Below are 18,275 nucleotides of genomic sequence, written 5' to 3' on the forward strand. Positions count from 1 at the left end.
CTCACATGTTTCTTTTTCTTAGTACGGCTACAAATTACATATAGCGATATAAATGTACTATTGCGCTGTTGCTCAATACTTTTTTTGGCAGTTAATAAAGATGTGCCTAGCTGTAAATAATTGCCCATAATATAATGGTTGATGGCCAAATATTATGATCCTCTTACTTCGGCAATAAAGTTTCAAATCCCTATAGTGAGACCAGGCCTTTTAGTGTTTCCCGCACGTACGAGCCTAGAGCGTAATCCTTCTTAACCTCTAATTGCTCTACATGATATTTTCGCGCATATGAGGATGAACCTCAAAGATATATCTAAAACTGGATATATCCCCCGTACTCTCATTGGCCTCGTTACACCCTGTACGCTCCACTTTGATGAATTACTCACAAACAAATCAACAAAATCTTGCTACCAAGCAGCGCCAGAAATTGCCTAAAATTTAGTCAAAAAACTTGGTAGATTTCTCGACAAGAAAATCACTTTATATAACAATAATTTCCAAAAAGAGTGTTCCCCGTGTGAGCGAGGATGAGCATTTGTGGTTAGACGATGCAACTCTCGCCGTCCGTATTCCCCACGCGTGCGGAATAAACCACAATCAAAGCAGCTGCGTTGATGTTGGTCGCTATGTTCTCCCGCACTTGCGGGGATGAGCCTTCATGGACATGCTCTTAAAACATTGGCACGTCGTGCTTTCCCGCGCGTGCGGATGAACCGATTAGAAAGAAGCATGTTTCCGGCGCGTGCGGGGATGAACCGCCATATATCCTGTTGGCCATTTCTATAGCCAACAGGATAGTAGAAGCTTGGTTTTTATAATTATTTAGACGCCTTAAAATGGAGAGGACATCCATTAAGACGTGTCCGAAGCTGGGACGAGTAAGGATAGGTAGCACGCCGTGCACGCATAATGTCTCCCAAAGGACGGTGAGCCGCCAGGCCGTGCCAAGGAGAGAAGGACAAGCTATCTTCCAGACGTTTTGCTCGTTCCTCTGACCAGGCCTCCTGAGGTGGGATTCTAATAGTTGCAAGTGGCAGGAAAGGATTATTTTCTTCTGACCAAATTTTCCCCGCATTTTCTATTGGGTTTTCTGTCAAATCACGACAGAGCTGTGCTCTTAAAGTCCATTCCCCGCCTTCCTTGCTGAAAAAATTGTTCAACGCTTCACGAATGGCGGTCGGGTTTTTGTCAACATCTATCATCCTGCCTTCTTGTCTTTTAAAGCTCTCAGATGTTGGCACAATATCGAACTTAGCAACATATTTACCAAACCGTACGGGAACCTGGCTAAAGAAGCGCTCCCCCACCGGAATAGTTGGCGGATAACCACCCAGCAGTGCGACCATATCATTGGGCCGGCCCCACCGAATTAATTGCTTTTGCACAGAACGCATAAGGCGTGAAAGCAGCTTTTTAAAACCATTCAAACGGTCTGTTGTTGGAGCAAGCAAACGCAGAGTATTTAAAAAATGACGTGAATCAGGGGCTGCAAAAATAGGCCCATTAACAAACAGAAAGTCCTGCACAGGAACACCCTCATTATCAGGAAGGAGTTCGCCTTCAACATCATTTATTTTCAGGGCAAAACCACGTGGCAGGGACACAGCATCGTCCAGTACGTCGCCTGGTATAGTTGAAATACGCACGACAACCGAATGTTCGCCCGGTTTTGCAAATAATCCCTGTGCTAAAATATCGGGCAGGCCCTCATGTATGTGTATAGTACCTTCTAATAAAGCGTGGCTTTTGGCATGAACTCCTCTGCCAGCCCGCCCTTCATCACGATGAGTTGTGGTAATAATCTTATGAAATTCTTTTGCAAAACCTTGATGAATTTTCTGCTCATTTGGGGCCACGTGTTCAAGATCGTCACTGTATAAAACCGGGTCTTTCATGGTGTAACCTCCTAAAGATAAAATTAAATGAAACGATATCGCAACATATTACGCAGGTAATATGCAGAGCTTTGTCCTCTTTCACGTAAAATGGCTTATTTTGTCTCTCTTAGTTCAGAGTCATGGAGACGTCGCACGGCAATAGACCTTAACCTCTCTTTTAAAAACTGACTTTGCTGAGTTGGGCTGACAATAAACCGTCTTTTATTATCTAGACTTTACTTCGGCCTTTTATGGCCTGGTCCACTGCTTTTATTCGCTTTAGCGATGTAAACAGAATTTCTGTTTCAAAGGCTAAATGATCTCCAATAGTCTTCATTGTCACATCACTTTCACCATCGTGATTTCATAGAACCAACGTAACTAACTATTGCGCACAAACCAGGTGCGAGGGTGCCAGAGCAGAAAACAAAACTGCTAATATAATCGCAGGGTTGCGTAGGACGAAGCACCTATCTCTGCACCTTACATACTGGTAAAAATCAAAAACCATTATTTATATTTTATGAAATTATATTGTACGAAATATAAAAATAACGTTTAAATAGGAAATATCTTTCTTCCCACTCAAACTCCCCATGACGGCCTAATCCCCTGGGCCCAATTTTTGAGGGCTGCACCTTTCATATAAAGCTGGTTAGATCCGTTATTTAGGGTAATAGAACGACAGCAAGTTTAAATATATCTTACTTATGTAAGAGCATAATCTAATGAGGGATTTTTCTCTTATATTTGACTTTTATACATCATGACGACGCACATTTGTTGCAACCTTAACTTCGCTCTTTTCGGTACTTCATGATCACAAAAATGTCATTTAGCCCTGCATGAATGGTCATTTTCTTATATTACACGTTAGGAGCTTATATACGGAAATCATTTCTCGTAACCAGGTGACCATTAAGTTCCACCCACTCAGACTTAAACCATGTATTATTAATTGTTACTGGCTTTACCACTCACTAATTTACAGTCATTCATCATTCTGACTGCCAAGAATTTACTTATAATTTGTCGATAATGTGAGTCAAACTTACAATTAACAGCCTCAATGTTCTGGGAGCGGTAACTGCTCAGCGCCTTGATCTATGAAAATACCCTCTCCAGACAGCACCTTTGTACTTCACATGACAAAAACTCGACATCTAATGGGACCTTGGCAGATTGCATATTTTTGAAAACAGCAGGTTTGAGCTGCTTTTAACTAGCGTAAAATGAATTTTGTATGGGACATCAGCTATGGTTTTTAAACAGTGCATCTGTCACGGAGGCAATCAGGCGACATTTAGTAGCTCATACGCAGCATGGTTTTAAAAATCAGTTTCATTTATTTTGAAAATCACCCTTATATAGGGGCCTACAACGCACTGCGCCGAACATCTACAAAAACGTTTCATATGATAAACTTTTTGATGTACTGAATTTTTGCACTGCCAATACGGCAAGATAACGACCCGAAAAGACGCTATCACGTGAGATTTTCTATTCAGATGGTTTCACCTAAAAATCACCTTACACATCGCAGAAGCAATATAATAATTTCTCTAAAATTAGTTTAATATTTTAGTTCTCATTTTAGCTACAAATGATGCTGTGCACGATACTACCATTAAAGAAAACAAAATATCTAAGTAGCAGTTTTGTAATGTAATAAGTGGGTTATTTCCCTCTACTCTGTTTCTAAAGAACGATAAAATGATTATTTACTTCATAAGCCGTCGATGGTTTTCACTCACATTTACCGCTAAAGACGCTCGGTTTCGACTGTCTGTAATATTTTCTTCAACCTTCAACCTTCAACCTTCAACCTTCAACCTTCAACCTTCAACCTTCAACCTTCAACCTTACCTTCAACCTTCAACCTTCAACCTTCAACCTTCAACCTTCAACCTTCAACCTTCAACCTTCAACCTTCAACCTTCAACCTTCAACCTTCAACCTTCAACCTTCAAAGAAATAACCTAATTATAATTTTTTCCAAAACAAATTTCATATATTGGAGCCCCGCTTTTTCTTTTTTCTACCCCCGGTATCAATTATGTCAATGCAAGTTTTTCATTACGCGCTCTGTTACGGCTCTCTGACCTTCTCGTATGACGTGGCTAAAATATAACTCTAATTTTACGCTTAAATCGACAAGGTCATAATTCAAAATTTGTGAAATTCTAACAAGTTCGCATCATGAAAGTATTTGAGGTTCCTGTACAAGATACTTTTTTCACAGTTAGACCTAAACCAACCGGTTATTACTATTAGTAGATCTCTCCCATTTTAAAAAATAATTATTGATATTATTACGTAAGTAACGATGGTTATATCTACTTCTTATATGTGTCACCCTAAATGGTCAGAACCTTTTCATAACCATTTTTGCCTTTATCAGGAACTCTCACATTTAACTTTAAGCAAATTCACGAAACATAATCATCGTGCTTTACAAACATTTTCTTATAATTCAAAATAAACTGATTAGAAAAACTAAGGTCGTTAATGAAATTTATGCTGGGAACCAAGCCACCGCAAAGGAGGCTTTAAAAATACTTAATTTTATAAAATGCCTTGTAATTCTCAAAGAGAATTAGACGCGGCATCGTCCATGTTTGGTCACAAAAACGCACTCAAATTACAAAATTTCATCACATCACATAAAAGGTTATTTTATGCTGTCCCTTAACTTTGATACAAAAAAATCAGCACTTTTACTCATGGATTTCCAAGAGTTTATTTTGAAAAATTTCATGCCTCCTGAAATAGCGTCTCAAGTCGTTAAAAATGCTGCTCACCTGCTGGAAGCAGCTCGAAAAGCTAATATATTTGTTATTCACGTTAATGTTTCTTTCCGGAATAATTACCCCGAAATAAGTTCACGTAATAAAATGTTTTCGTGGATCAAAGAAAAGGGCCTAGCCATCCCGGGAAGTGATGCCTTGCATATTCACGATGCTTTAAAACCCTTAAAAAATGAACCAGTTATTCACAAGCACCGCATGGGAGCATTTACCGGCACTGATCTTGAAATGATTTTGCGGGCACAAAATATTGAAACACTTATTTTATCTGGCGTTACGACGTCAGGGGTGGTGCTCTCAACTTTCAGGCAGGCATTTGACCTGGATTTCAATCTCGCCGTTATCAGCGATGGCTGTGCTGATGGAGATGCAGAAACACATGCTTTTCTCACTGAAAAATTTTTCCCCCATCAGGGAACTGTTTTATCTATTCAGGACATGACAGCACATTTTTAAAGTTGAAGAACTCTTAATTTTTTAGAGGCCAGTTAATTATATATCGACAAGCAGGCCGATTTTATCAAACCTGCTTGTTGGTTTATTACCTTATTAAGCCATTATCTAAGAAAATACAGGCAGAATAGCCAGCATAATTCGCATTATAGTCACTGCGGTCCTTACTCTATAAATAAGTGACATGCCCTCAAAAACGATAAACGCACCATCAGCACAGGTACATTATATTAAGAGAAAAACTCTAGTAATAAGTTTTATAATTTTGCAAAAATTAATACTGTGTTACAGATAATGTGAATAATACATACATATTGTATATTATAATCAAAGAGTTTTTTTAATTAAATTATGATTTTACTTTATAAAAAATTTATTAAATTTTTTTCTTAATATTTAAATATGAATTCTTAAGATATATTTCCACTTTTTATAAGATAAAAAAATTTTTAATCTATATCTTTAAAAAAAGGAACAAACAGTTTAGTAAAGAAGACAATAGCAAAATAATTTTGTTTTATTTAATTATAGTCTAACCTACCGAGTAGCAGTTTAATGTCAGAAAATAAATTTCTTCAGAATAGTATTTTAGAACTAGATGGAAAAATTAATAATATAAATAACTTATTAATAAATTTTGCAGAATTAATACAGTTATCAGTAATAAAACAGCAAAATTCTGAAATAATATTAAACAACTTAAAAGACAGCATTAACTTATTAATGCAAAAAAATACTTGCAACAAAAAAATTCGCTGTTTTTTTCTTATTCATTCTATATCTATGTGGGACTCATTGTCTGATATTTATAGACGTATGGCACAAGATGAACGGTTCGAACCAATTATATTTACCATACCTAGTCGCATTATTAGCAGTGGTGATTTCACAGGGGAAGAAGCTGTTAGTGATGCATTTACAAAAATGGGAATATCTCATTATCGCCTTGAAATGACAGATTCTTTTGATGGCCTAACTATCCTTAAAAACATGTCTCCCGACATTATTTTCCGCCAGCAACCCTGGGACGGAGATATGATGACATGTTATGCAGCTCAAGATTTAAACTTTGCTCGTCTTTGCCTGGTTCCATATTCACCATGGATGCTGGATATGGATAAGATCGCTCAAAGTGGTATCAATTTTGACCGCACATATCATAGATTAGCATGGCGGTTATTTTCTGAATGCCCGGATTCTAGCGAAACTTATTCGCAAAATCCTCACATAGACCAAGATAGAGTTATATTTTCTGGGTTATCCAAGATAGACAGTTTATTGCTTCATAAAGATAAAGGTGTGTGGCCTTTTCCTGAAAAAGAAAAAAGACCTTATCGTGTGATTTGGAGCACTCATTATTCTGCCTATGAAGAGTCCTTCCAATTTAGTGTTTTCAATCAAATTTGCCTGCTCATGCTTGAATGGGCCCAAAAAACCCCTGATATTGAGTTTGTTTTTAAACCTCACCAAGGTTTAAGAAATGGCGTCATAAAATCAGGCTTTATGACAGCAGAACAATATGACAAATATATTTCTGTCTGGGAGTCTCTTGATAATTGTGCGGTCTCTCTAGGAGATTATGCAAGCCTTTTTGACGCTTCTGATTTAATGGTTACTGACGGTATTTCGTTTCTGGCCGAATATCAGTTTTTCGATAAACCTATAATCTTTTTTGACTCTGGTTCTCATGCTGCTTTCAACTCTCTTGGCGAGTTAGCAGCATCATGCTCAAAAAAAGTATCTTCTTTCCCCGAAATGGTAGAAGCTGTTTCTTATTATAAAAATGGAGGAAAATGGGAGTATGTTGCAGAGCGTGAAGCTTTAAAAGAAACGCTCTATCCCTCCGGTCAATCACCTTCACAGCTCATTATAGAAGCTATTTATGAAGGATTTCAAAGGGAATCAAACAGCTAAATATTAGTTTTATAAATAGAAAATAGTCAGAGTAAATTATGAAACGTATCCTTACATATGGCACTTTTGATACGCTACATTTTGGTCATATTCGTCTTCTAAAACGAGCGCGCGCTTTGGGAGACTATCTTATGGTCGGGCTTTCAACAGATGATTTTAATCAGTCTAAAAACAAAGAAGCATTTCTCAGTTATGACGAACGAAAGGCCTATCTTGAGGCCTTGCGTTATGTCGATTTAGTCATCCCTGAAACCTCATGGGAACAAAAGAAAAGTGATATCAAATTATATAAAATTGATATCCTGGTCATGGGTAGTGACTGGCAAGGAAAATTTGACCACCTAAAAAATGACTGTGAAGTTATTTATCTAACACGCACCGAAGATATTTCCAGCACAGCCATTCGCAAAATCATTACCTAAGCCTTTTTTAAAAACCAGGTTCTGGCTATGTCAGAATCTGTTTGTTAAAGGTTAAAATAATATTTATACCTCATAATTGAGCGAAATTTTAGAGTCTATAGTTAAATATAGGCCTTAAACAGCGTGCATATGGCACGCTTTTTTATGAAATACGTATAAAATTCTGTGATTTTTTTTATTTCTACGGTCAGTTAGGCATAATTTATGCTGATTACGCTTAACAGGTGCTTGACAAAATTAACAAACATGTAAATTCTATACATCTTTAAAAGGTATATAACTTGTACACCTTTTGACTCTTGTAAGGATTTATTTTCATGTCTGGGGCTCCTGAAGGAACAGCGGTTTACGCCACTGCCCAAGATGCGAACGACAAGGACAAGCTCTCTCCTTGGTGGAAACGCATCCTCATAAGCGTTATTATTATCGCTTCGATTATTTTAACGTATATTACTTTACACGCTTACCATGTTGCACCGCCCATCCCTGGGCAGGTAGTTGATCAGCAAGGGCAAGTTGTTGCAACAAAATCCAGTATCGAGGAAGGCCAACAGGTATTCCAACGTTATGGACTTATGAATAATGGTTCAGTCTGGGGACATGGTGCCTATATTGGACCTGACTTTGCGGCATATTCACTGCATCATACGGTTGAGCGTTTGCATGAAAGCGTCGCTTTTTCTGAATTTGGTGAGAGTTATAAAACGCTTCCCCCAATAAAACAGGCTGCTGTAAATGGTGAAGTCGCCCTATTACTTAAGAAAAATAACTATAGTAAGAGCACAGACACACTTAGCTTAAACAAAGAACAGGCAGAAGCCTGGCGTGATGGCCCCGCTCTCTGGACAAAATACTTCCATGACACAGTATGGAATGGCGGATTAGAACCGGGTATTGTCCCAACAAAAGAGGAAATGACCCATCTTGCAGACTGGTTTAACTGGGCTGCTTGGGCTTCTGCAACTGCACGCCCAGGGACAGAGAATTCTTATACAAATAATTTTCCCTATGAGCCTGGGGCTGGCAATACGCCAATCCGCGGGGCACTCATTTGGAGTATGTTAAGTCTGCTTACCCTGCTTGGGGGTATTGGCGCTGCGGTCTTTATTCGTGACAGGTACCCAAGTGCCGCTTGGGTTACACAGGATTATCAAAGATTAAACTGCCGTCTGTGGATTGGTAAAGTCTCCGAAGGGCAAAAGGCTCTGGCCAAATATATGGTTATTGTGGCGGCTCTTTTCTTTGTGCAAACTCTCCTTGGAGGGGCAACGGCACATTATAGAGCTGATCCAGCAAGCTTTTATGGCCTACCATTGCAAAAAATCTTTCCTAGTAACCTTTTAAGATCCTGGCATTTACAGCTTGCCGTTTTCTGGGTTGCAACTTCTTATGTCTCAGCCTGTCTTTATATTGCTCTTGGGTTCCGTGGACCTGACGACAGGCTTGCTAATTCACGCGGGCTCAAAGTAGCGATTAATCTCCTTTTTGTTGCTTTTGTCGTAGTTGTGGTCGGCTCATTATTAGGGATTTGGGCTGGATATTTGCAAATATTTGGTCGTTGGTGGGAGCTTTTAGGCGCAACTGGCTGGGAATTTATGGAGCAAGGCCGCTTATGGCACGGGCTTTTATTAGTCGGGCTATTTGCATGGATGGCACTTTTATGGGTGATTTGTAGCCCTGTTTGGAAGCGCAGCCAGCAAGATCGCCCCATGATCACGGCCTTCTTGCTATCTGCTTTGGCAATTCCAGTCTTTTACCTGCCCGTACTCTTCATTGGTGACCATACTAACTACTCAGTAGTAGAAATTTGGCGCTTTTGGATTATCCATCTATGGGTTGAAGGATATTTCGAGTTCTTTGCGACAGCCCTGATTGCAACAGTTTTCTATCTTTTAGGAATTGTTCCACGCAATGTAGCGCTGCGTACAATCTATTTTGACGGAATTCTCTTTTTCCTTGGTGGTGTTTTAGGAACATGTCACCACTGGTACTTTACAGGCCAAGGGCAAATGATGATGGCCTTTGGTGCCCTTATGTCTGCCTTAGAGGTTGTGCCACTAACCCTTCTCTGTGCTGAGGCATGGGATTTTATTAAACGCACAAAATTAGACCGCGACGACCAAAACCAGGTTACGCATAAATGGGTTTATGCGTTCTTACTCTCTGCTGGGTTCTGGAACTTTGTTGGTGCAGGTATGTGTGGGTTCTTTATCAACCTACCAATTGTCAGTTACTATGAAGTTGGCACCATGCTCACTCCTAATCACGGCCATGCAGCTATGATGGGTGTGTTTGGTATGATGGCTTTAGCTATGCTCGTTTTGGTCTTGCAACAAGTTAGTAATGCTCAACAGTGGAAAAAAGTCGAGAAATGGTTACGCATTGCCTTCTGGGGTACTAATATCGGCCTAGCTGGTATGTGCTTGATCAGTCTTTTCCCTGGTGGGTTGTTCCAACTATATGACGTAATGAGCAACGGTTACTGGCACGCTCGCAGTCTTGCTTATAGCCAATCAGCACGCGCACAATTTATTGAATGGATCAGAATGGTCCCTGATGTTGTGTTTATTCTCTTTGGCTCGCTCCCTATTGTGATTTTTGCACTCCGTACTTACGGATTACTAATCACAAACCGTAGTAATAAAGTATAAGGAGGCTTGCCTAACTCAGGAAAATGATGATTTAAGCAAAATAAGTTTTATAAGTTGAAAAAGATGGCGGTTTTTAATAGGCCGCCATCTTTTTTTATAAAACAAACATGTAATCAGAATTTTTTAATGTAAATTTTGGCATATTTGCTATAAATATGATTTTTATTTTTAAAATTTAATACCACATTATTGATCTGCTAAAATGTAAGTTGAATAATAGTCAGACATGTTTCTGTGGTAAATGACCCATAGCATCTTTAATGAACTCTCTTAACTCATAATGTGCCATAGCTATATTGAGTAAAGATCCAAATATTGTGCTCCTTGCACAAGCGGAGAATAACTCACTTAAGGAAGACATCATTTTTATTATAATGGGATTTTGATGTTCATTTCACTATGTGAAAGAGCTTTTTTAATGAGAAACATAATTCTTTGAATTTTATAAAGGCCTTTAGCGCTATTTTATTGTAAAACTTAATAGCTCAAAGATGAATATACAGGCATTTTCATGTTTAAAAGCTCATTTTAAACTAAGTTTTATAATCATTACGGTAACGTTTTGTTTAGGAAGTGAGGTTATGGCTTACTTACAGCCATAACCTCACCTGACTTAGCTATTTATTTCTTTTCATGCATTGTTTTATGTTCAGATAGCCATTTTGTCATTTGAGCAATTTGTGTTGCCTGATCATTAATGATTTTTTGCGCAAAAGCTCGTGCTTTGGGATTTTTCCCATATTTTAGCTCGATCTTAGCCATTTCAACAGCCCCCTGGTGATGAGGGATCATACCTTGGATAAAATCCATATCAGCATCACCGCTGAAATTGACCCGCATATTTCTGGTCATTTCTGAATTAGCGGCCATAAATTCTTGGGTAGAGGCAGGTGTCCCTACTGGTGCCGCTTGCTCACTCATTGAGGCTGTTTGAGCAAAAGCAGAACTCACACCACCAACCAAGAGACCAGCTAGTAAAAGAGAGGTAATTTTTTTCATAATATTTTTCCTTTTTCAGTTAAAATAACTGAGACCCTGGAAAAAGGCCTAATCTGTTTTTTCACATAATTATAGAAGTTTGGTTAATATTGCTTATAATATAAAATATTAATTTTCTTTATTACCAATTCGTAAAATGCCGTTTCCTCAGATACGAACTTTCTTTATAATGCGTACAACAAATTTTATGTTTAATTAAGGATAGTTTTTTAATGTTCAATCAAAATACGCAAATTCCACAGCATTTACACCTTATTTGGCTTGGCGACAAAGCTGATATGCCCAACCAGTCAATTGCAAGTTGGGTTGGCATGAATCCTGGCTGGAAAGTTCATCTCTGGCTTAAAGAACATTTAGAGACGCTTTCCTGGCACAATGAAGACCATCTCAAAACTTTATTAGAAAAAGCAAAAATAGCTGAAGCAGCTAATGACAGAGACGCTATAAAAAATATTTATACTTCCATCTCTGATATTATGAGATATGAAATTCTATTTGCCGTAGGCGGTTTTTATGTTGACGCAAAGTCATATTGCGTCAGATCTCTTGAGCCCTGGTTATTTGACGGTGATTTCTGCGTCGCCAGTGATAATGAAACCGCTATGCCTGGTTTGCTTATCAATGATTATTTGGCCTGCACAGCCAACCATCCTATTTTATTAGAAACGATTAATAATATCCATCATGTTGGCGTGGAAGAAGATGAATCATGCCCGGTCTGGATCAAAACAGGCTCAATGATGCTAAAACAAACTATTGATAAAATGGATGAGGCTCATAATATCACAATATGGCCAAGCCATTATTTCCCCCCCTCCAAAAATGTAACAGAAACATATTGTGGCACAGGCGCTGTATTTGCCCGCAATTTAATTGACCAAGATCTTGTCAATTTTCAAACAGTACATAATTTCTTTAACATTGCGGCCTTCCCTGTTTTTAATGAGCTAGTCACAACACCTTCAGGGCCACGTCTGATTAATCGTAATGACACTCAAATTGGACGCCTCATCCGGGCAGAGGGAGTCTGGGGTGTTCAGGAACTATACCTCCTTAAAAATTACATTCCTAAAGGCGGTATCATTATTGAAGGCGGGGCTAATATTGGTGCCCATACGGTTGATCTGTGCCGGATGGTTGGTACAGAAGGTAAAGTTATTGCCTTTGAGCCACAACGTCTCGTTTTTCAAGAGCTTTGTGCTAATTTAGCGCTTAATAATGTACCTAACTGTTTTTGTCACAATAAAGCGCTCGGTGCCGAAATAACACGCTCTACAATGCCTAGCGTTGATTATTACAAACAAGGTAATTTTGGTGACGTTTCCCTATTAGATCAGGGGGACAGAACAAATGACCTTACTGCCAGTGACTGTGAAAAAGAAACTACTGAGATTATCACAATCGATTCACTATCTCTTTCCCGTCTTGATTTCGTAAAATTAGACGTTGAGGGCATGGAAAATGCCGTTTTAAACGGGGCAACTGAAACAATTAAAAAATTCAATCCTATTATCTATATGGAATCTCATAATGATGGGCACGGTGCCGAAGCCCGTGCTTATGCACGTTCTTTAGGGTATAAATTATACCGTATAATTGTTATGGGAGAGCAAAATGTGCTTTGTTTACCCCAAAACAGCACTCACGTCACTGATCTGGAAGAGATTGTGCATTAAAAATTACTAAGGGCTTCAACCCTAGTCCCCCGCCATTAAACGGGGGACTGTGATTCATGATGCCAGTATTTTACTCGACCTCACAAGATACTCAGCAAAGTCACTAAGCCAGCGTGCCTTCGATATTTTCCTGCTCACAAGCCCTGCGAACATAGGGTAAAGCATCGATTTTATTAAGAAACGTTGCGATATGAGGGTAATTCCGGGGTGAAACGCTAGTTTTACACAAGGCACGACAGGTCAGCGCGAGGTGTATGTCAGCGACTGACGTTTTATTGCCCAAAAAATAAGGGCCATTTTTAGCTAAATGAGCTTCTATTATTTTTAAATAGCTCTCTACTCTTTGCAGAGCTCCAGAACGAACAGCATCTAGAACATCCTCTGATACGTCTCCAACCAACCGATCAGGATAAAGCGCATGCATCATAGTTGCTTGTAAAGAATTAGTAAGAAAAAACATCCATTGCAAAAATTCCGGTCGCTGTGCTTCTTCTGGGGGTGGTGCCAAACCAGCTTCGGGATGAGCATCAGCTAAGGTGACCAAAATAGCAGATGATTCATAGATAATTTTACCATCCTGCAAGATTAAGGCAGGTACTCTGCCATTAGGATTTATCTTAAGGTAATTAGAAGATTTTTGCTCATTGGCCTCCAGGTCAAGAAAATGAATCTCATAAGGGACATCAAGCGCCTCCAAAACAATATGAGCCGAAAGCCCCATAGTCCCGTAAGCAGAATATAATTTATACATAATGTGATCTCCTTTTCGTCCAATGGCTAATAGGGCCCTTAAGCTTTTAACGTAAATTATAATGTTCCATAGTTTATATTCATAAATATTTTACTATATTTTCACAGCACCATCGTTTTTACAGAGTAAAGAGTAGGCTTATGTCCCGTCACACAGCAGCTACACACTTTTTAGAAAGTCAGGGAATTAACTTCACCACTATTTCTTATGACTATACCCCTCAAAAAGGTCATGTTGGTGAACAGGCCGCTCAAGCCATAGGGGCTGATGCACGCTGTGTTTTTAAGACCCTGGTCGTAAAACTTGACGGAGATAAAAGCGCATTTGCGGTGATTCCAGTTGAAAAACGGGTCAATTTCAAGATCTTGGCAAGCGTTTTAGGCGCTAAAAAAGCCAAAATGATGCAAGCTGACGAAGCTCACAACCGCACAGGCTATCTCTCTGGCGGGACAACACCCTTTGGCTCACGCCAGGCAATGGCTGTTGTGATTGACCAAAGCGCTTTTAACCACGATAAAATATGGATCAACGCAGGTGCACAAGGATTTTTGGCATGCCTAAATCCCCATGATATCCAAAAAATTACTCAAGCTTTGAGCGCAAAAATTGCAGCATAAACATGTCTATATTATAAAATATAAGTTAAAATTGGTTAATACAAAGTAGTATTTTAAAATATGAACAGTAAATGACAATAATTTCACTCTATTTTTCAAGATATTTGTCTTATAAAGGGTGTTACCAACTAAAATATATAATCTTTCTTCAGGGACAAGTCCCATGCTGAACACAATTTTTTTAAAAAAGAGCTCACTCGGCTTATTTAGTGTCGCATCACTTATGAGCGTGTCTCTAAGTACTGCTCAGGCACATCATAGTTACCGCGGCTATCATGGCTATCATGGCAGTTACGGACGATATCATGGGGGATACCACCCTCGTGCTTACCGCCCTCACCATTATTACCATCGTTATTACCGCCCGTACCGCCACCATTTTGGTCGCAGCTTTGCACATGGTTTAGGCTGGGGTGTGGGTATGGGCGTAGGTTATAACCTTGTTAACTACGCTACCAGAAATTTAGAGACTTATAGTTCTTCTGACTATAACCCTTATATTTATAGAACTTATGACTCTTATGGCGGCTATAGTTCCTACCCGTCAGTTGTCAATAATTCAGAGACAATTATTAATAACCCTCCCCCTGCACCACCTATATCTTCGGTGCCACCTGCTTATCCGTACCCCGTGCCAGGTTACACAAATTATACGGCTGGTTACGGGTACACACCTACAGCTCCCATTACCCCACCAGTATATTAATTAAATCTACTTATTAAGGGCTTAAACTCTCGGCCTTCCTCGCGCTATAAACCCTAAAAATAACTTGAGGAGGTCGGGTGATTTTTAGCCGTTTTTTTATTGATCGCCCTGTTGCCACGACGCTTTTTGCGCTGGCTATATTTTTATCCGGCTTGATTGCGCTGCCTTTTCTACCTGTCGCAACAATGCCAGATATGACAGCTACAGCCATTATGGTTGTGGCTGACCAACCTGGGGCCGACCCCCAACAGATGGCAACCTCTGTTACTACCCCACTAGAACGGCGTTTAGCCTCTATTGCTGATCTCAAAACTTTAGAATCCGAAACACAAAATGGTCAGGCTTCTCTCTTTTTAGAATTCTCTTCTTCGCGAGATATTAATGGTGCCCTAAGAGATGTACAGGCAGCCCTGAGAGCAGCAAGAAGTGACCTCCCCACAGGGACTCTTAATTCTGACCCAAAGGCTTTTAAGCTTGATGGCGGCGGTATGCCTGTCTATCTCCTGAGTCTAACATCGAAACAACTTTCTACAGCTAAGCTATTCGACCTCGCCACTATTCGTGCACGGCCAATACTCGCTCAGGTCGCAGGGGTGGGACGCGTTGAAGTGACAGGGGCCTCTACCCCGGCAGTACGTGTCGAAGTTAATCCTTATCCTCTTTATAAATGGGGTATAGGGTTAGAAGATATACGCTCTGCACTGGCTTCAGCAAATGCTTTTACCCCCAAAGGCTATCTTACCCTTAATGGCCAGCAGCTGAGCTTAAAAACCAATGACCAGGCTATAAATGCAGCCGCTTATCGTGACCTCATTGTAGGTTATCGCAACGGTTTCAACCCACTTTATTTGCGTGACATTGCGACCATTCGTGATGATGTACAAGATGTTTACCAGATGAGCACTTTTAATGGCGAGCATGCTGTATCCTTACTCGTCATGCCACAACCACATGCTAATACGGTTGAAATTGTTAAAGGTATCAACAAGCATTTATCTACTTTAAGAGCAGCTTTACCGGGTAACGTTTCTCTTCAGGTTGGAATTGATCTTTCAAAGACAATACGTGCATCTTTAGATGATGCTAAATTAACGCTTATTATTTCTATTTTATTAGTCGTTTTAGTTATCGCACTTTTTTTCAGGCGTGCCGTTAGCACGCTCATTCCGGCCATAACAGTTCCTGTTTCTCTTTCTGGCACATTAGCCATGATGGCCTTTTTCCACTTTACACTCGATATTTTATCATTAATGGCTCTTACAATTGCTGTCGGTTTTGTTGTTGATGATGCCATTGTAGTAATGGAAAATATCGCCCGCCACATGGAGCAGGGAATAGAAAGACGCCGTGCTAGCATAATTGGTGGCTCTGAAATAACCTTCACGGTCCTTTCAATCAGCCTATCTTTGATCGCCGTTTTTATTCCTCTTCTTTTTATTCCCGGAACTTTAGGCTCTATTCTCTATGAATTCGGCATGACTACGGTAAGTGCGATTGCTGTTTCAACGGTTATTTCTCTCACCTTAACGCCTATGATGTGTGCACATTTACTAAAAGTCAGCACAGCATCTAAGGCTCAATCCGCTCAAATAGAGTCCCGCGCTTTAAAAATCGTACATAAGGCTGCGTTATCGCTTGAAAATGGACTTTCTGCATTAACTCATCTTTATGGTCGTTCCATAAACTGGGCACTAAAACACCCTATTTTGATAGGACTTTCTCTTCCAGGGAGTTTTATATTACTTATTATCGGCATTATTTTTATGCCCAAAGAACCCGTGCCTTCAATGGATATGGCTGTCATTATAGGGCGGGTTAATGGTGAACCTTCTCTTTCTTTTAAAGCTTTGACGAGCCGCTTAAAGCAGGCCGAAACTATTATTCGCAAAGACCCAGCGGTCATTTCCGTTACAACTATGACGCAAAGCAGCAATAATGGGCGTTTTTTTATTCAGCTTAAAGATAAAGCCCAGCGTGCCCCTATTGAAAAAATTATACAAAGATTACAAAAATCCATCCCGCCACGAGCTGGAGCAGACATTATGCTTTGGGCCATGAGCAGCAGCAGACAGGGCGGTAGTGGCAATAATAATACAGGCAATTACCGTTATGTTTTGCGTAGCGATAACCCGGCCCCTTTACTCGATACCATGCCCAGACTCATGACAGCTTTACGCAAAACAGGTAAATTTGTTAATCTTTCAACTGACAATGAGCAGCAGGCTTTTTCAGCTAATGTTGTCATATTACGTGATCTTGAAGCGCGTTATAATGTCACACCGCAACTTGTGCAGAATGCCCTTTATGACTCATATGGCCAAGCTGTCGCTTCCACTATTCATTTACCCCTCACCGATCACCGCGTCGTGCTCGTGCTTGGACCCCAATGGCGCGAAAATCCCCGTTTACTTCACCATTTATGGCTTTCAACCTCGGCAGGATCAGCCGCAGGTGGCATTGCCTCTAACCTCATACGTGTCCGCGGTACAGGAGCAGATAGCCAGGCAGCACGCTTATCAAGAGCCTCTATAACCAATAATCTGGCCAATCAAATTTCAGGCAACAACTCTAATGGTGCACCTGTTTCTTCTTCTATGGAAACAATGATCCCACTTGATAATGTCGCGCATATCGTACCAACACCTCAACCCTTAACAATCAGCCACCATAATGGCAGTTATTCAAGTTCGCTCTCTTTCGATCTTGTTCCTGGATTGAATTATAGTGATGCCACCTCTCTTATTAAGCAAAGTTTAGTCGCTATTCATGCTCCCTCTGAAATCAGAGGTGATTTCAGCGGAACTGCGGGTGAGACAAAAGACCTTATGATCAATGCTCTCATAGCCTTTGCAGCCGCTATTGCAGTAATGTATCTGACTCTAGGCGTGCTTTATGAGAGCCTCATTCACCCTATTACAATTCTTTCCACACTTCCTTCAGCCGGTATTGGTGGAGTTTTAGGATTATGGATCGTAGGGGATTCATTTAGCCTTATCGCCATTATTGGCATCATTCTCTTAACAGGTCTTGTTAAGAAAAATGCCATCTTGGTTGTGGATTTTGCCCTACAAGCTGAAAGAGATGAAAAACTCTCCCCCCGTGAGGCTGTGTCAAAAGCGGCCATTACACGTTTCAGACCTATTTTAATGACCAGTCTGGCAGCCGCTTTAGGCGCTATTCCGCTTATTTTAGGCAATGGTTATGGCTGTGAATTACGCCACCCTCTCGGTGTTGCTATCTTGGGGGGTATGATTGTCAGCCAGCTCCTGACTTTGTACAGCACGCCGATCGTTTATTTATGGATGGGAAAAATCAGTCGCATTATGCGTAATTTCACGCATAGAATTTTACCTTCATCCTCTTATAAAGAAAAAATTGTGCAATAAATCATCAGCTCTT

Annotated in this window: 11 protein-coding genes; 8 read left to right on the top strand and 3 right to left on the bottom strand. The window is 40.0% G+C overall.

Translation table 11 applies throughout. The annotated features are described in order from the left end of the window. Positions 1-821 precede the first annotated feature (821 nt). A complete protein-coding gene (locus GT348_RS06765) occupies positions 822-1,898 on the bottom strand; it encodes a catalase family protein (protein ID WP_160619048.1) in 1,077 nt (358 codons plus the stop codon). Positions 1,899-4,558: 2,660 nt separating this feature from the next. Between GT348_RS06765 and GT348_RS06770 the strand changes: the two genes are divergently transcribed. From GT348_RS06770 to GT348_RS06785, 4 genes are all read left to right on the top strand, one after another. Beyond that, positions 4,559-5,143, top strand: coding sequence for a cysteine hydrolase family protein (locus tag GT348_RS06770; protein WP_160619049.1), 585 nt, complete (start codon positions 4,559-4,561; stop codon positions 5,141-5,143). A 552-nt stretch (positions 5,144-5,695) separates the two neighbouring features. Further along, positions 5,696-7,054 carry a hypothetical protein gene (locus GT348_RS06775; RefSeq protein ID WP_160619050.1) on the top strand — a complete coding sequence of 453 codons (1,359 nt, stop codon included), beginning with the start codon at positions 5,696-5,698 and terminating at the stop codon, positions 7,052-7,054. A 38-nt stretch (positions 7,055-7,092) separates the two neighbouring features. Next, positions 7,093-7,476, top strand: coding sequence for a glycerol-3-phosphate cytidylyltransferase (tagD, locus tag GT348_RS06780; protein WP_160619051.1), 384 nt, complete (start codon positions 7,093-7,095; stop codon positions 7,474-7,476). A 317-nt stretch (positions 7,477-7,793) separates the two neighbouring features. Then, positions 7,794-10,127, top strand: a complete 2,334-nt coding sequence (locus tag GT348_RS06785; protein ID WP_160619052.1) for a nitric-oxide reductase large subunit — start codon at positions 7,794-7,796, stop codon at positions 10,125-10,127. 621 nt (positions 10,128-10,748) lie between these two features. Here the strand turns inward: GT348_RS06785 and copM are convergent. Further along, positions 10,749-11,126 carry a CopM family metallochaperone gene (gene copM / locus GT348_RS06790; protein ID WP_160619053.1) on the bottom strand — a complete coding sequence of 126 codons (378 nt, stop codon included), beginning with the start codon at positions 11,124-11,126 and terminating at the stop codon, positions 10,749-10,751. Positions 11,127-11,338: 212 nt separating this feature from the next. Here copM and GT348_RS06795 point away from each other — a divergent pair, with 212 nt between their 5' ends. Then, positions 11,339-12,802 (top strand): FkbM family methyltransferase, encoded by a 1,464-nt coding sequence (locus GT348_RS06795; protein WP_160619054.1) that lies wholly within the window; start codon positions 11,339-11,341, stop codon positions 12,800-12,802. 103 nt (positions 12,803-12,905) lie between these two features. On the opposite strand, the gene GT348_RS06800 is transcribed toward GT348_RS06795, so the two are convergent. Beyond that, positions 12,906-13,553 (bottom strand): glutathione S-transferase family protein, encoded by a 648-nt coding sequence (locus tag GT348_RS06800; RefSeq protein ID WP_160619055.1) that lies wholly within the window; start codon positions 13,551-13,553, stop codon positions 12,906-12,908. A 140-nt stretch (positions 13,554-13,693) separates the two neighbouring features. Here GT348_RS06800 and ybaK point away from each other — a divergent pair, with 140 nt between their 5' ends. From ybaK to GT348_RS06815, 3 genes are all read left to right on the top strand, one after another. Next, positions 13,694-14,170, top strand: coding sequence for a Cys-tRNA(Pro) deacylase (gene ybaK, locus GT348_RS06805; RefSeq protein ID WP_160619056.1), 477 nt, complete (start codon positions 13,694-13,696; stop codon positions 14,168-14,170). Between the two features lie 163 nt (positions 14,171-14,333). Then, complete coding sequence (locus GT348_RS06810) at positions 14,334-14,876, top strand: hypothetical protein (RefSeq protein WP_160619057.1); 543 nt, start codon at positions 14,334-14,336, stop codon at positions 14,874-14,876. Positions 14,877-14,953: 77 nt separating this feature from the next. Then, a complete protein-coding gene (locus GT348_RS06815; RefSeq protein WP_160619058.1) occupies positions 14,954-18,262 on the top strand; it encodes an efflux RND transporter permease subunit in 3,309 nt (1,102 codons plus the stop codon). Positions 18,263-18,275 lie beyond the last annotated feature (13 nt).

Source organism: Aristophania vespae, assembly GCF_009906835.1.
Taxonomy (GTDB): Bacteria; Pseudomonadota; Alphaproteobacteria; order Acetobacterales; family Acetobacteraceae; genus Aristophania; species Aristophania vespae.

What these genes read in the sequence shown, in the direction of transcription:
- GT348_RS06765 (WP_160619048.1), bottom strand. Translation starts at nt 1,898, where the DNA reads ATGAAAGACCCGGTTTTATACAGTGACGATCTTGAACACGTGGCCCCA.
- GT348_RS06770 (WP_160619049.1), top strand. Translation starts at nt 4,559, where the DNA reads ATGCTGTCCCTTAACTTTGATACAAAAAAATCAGCACTTTTACTCATG.
- GT348_RS06775 (WP_160619050.1), top strand. Translation starts at nt 5,696, where the DNA reads ATGTCAGAAAATAAATTTCTTCAGAATAGTATTTTAGAACTAGATGGA.
- tagD (WP_160619051.1), top strand. Translation starts at nt 7,093, where the DNA reads ATGAAACGTATCCTTACATATGGCACTTTTGATACGCTACATTTTGGT.
- GT348_RS06785 (WP_160619052.1), top strand. Translation starts at nt 7,794, where the DNA reads ATGTCTGGGGCTCCTGAAGGAACAGCGGTTTACGCCACTGCCCAAGAT.
- copM (WP_160619053.1), bottom strand. Translation starts at nt 11,126, where the DNA reads ATGAAAAAAATTACCTCTCTTTTACTAGCTGGTCTCTTGGTTGGTGGT.
- GT348_RS06795 (WP_160619054.1), top strand. Translation starts at nt 11,339, where the DNA reads ATGTTCAATCAAAATACGCAAATTCCACAGCATTTACACCTTATTTGG.
- GT348_RS06800 (WP_160619055.1), bottom strand. Translation starts at nt 13,553, where the DNA reads ATGTATAAATTATATTCTGCTTACGGGACTATGGGGCTTTCGGCTCAT.
- ybaK (WP_160619056.1), top strand. Translation starts at nt 13,694, where the DNA reads ATGTCCCGTCACACAGCAGCTACACACTTTTTAGAAAGTCAGGGAATT.
- GT348_RS06810 (WP_160619057.1), top strand. Translation starts at nt 14,334, where the DNA reads ATGCTGAACACAATTTTTTTAAAAAAGAGCTCACTCGGCTTATTTAGT.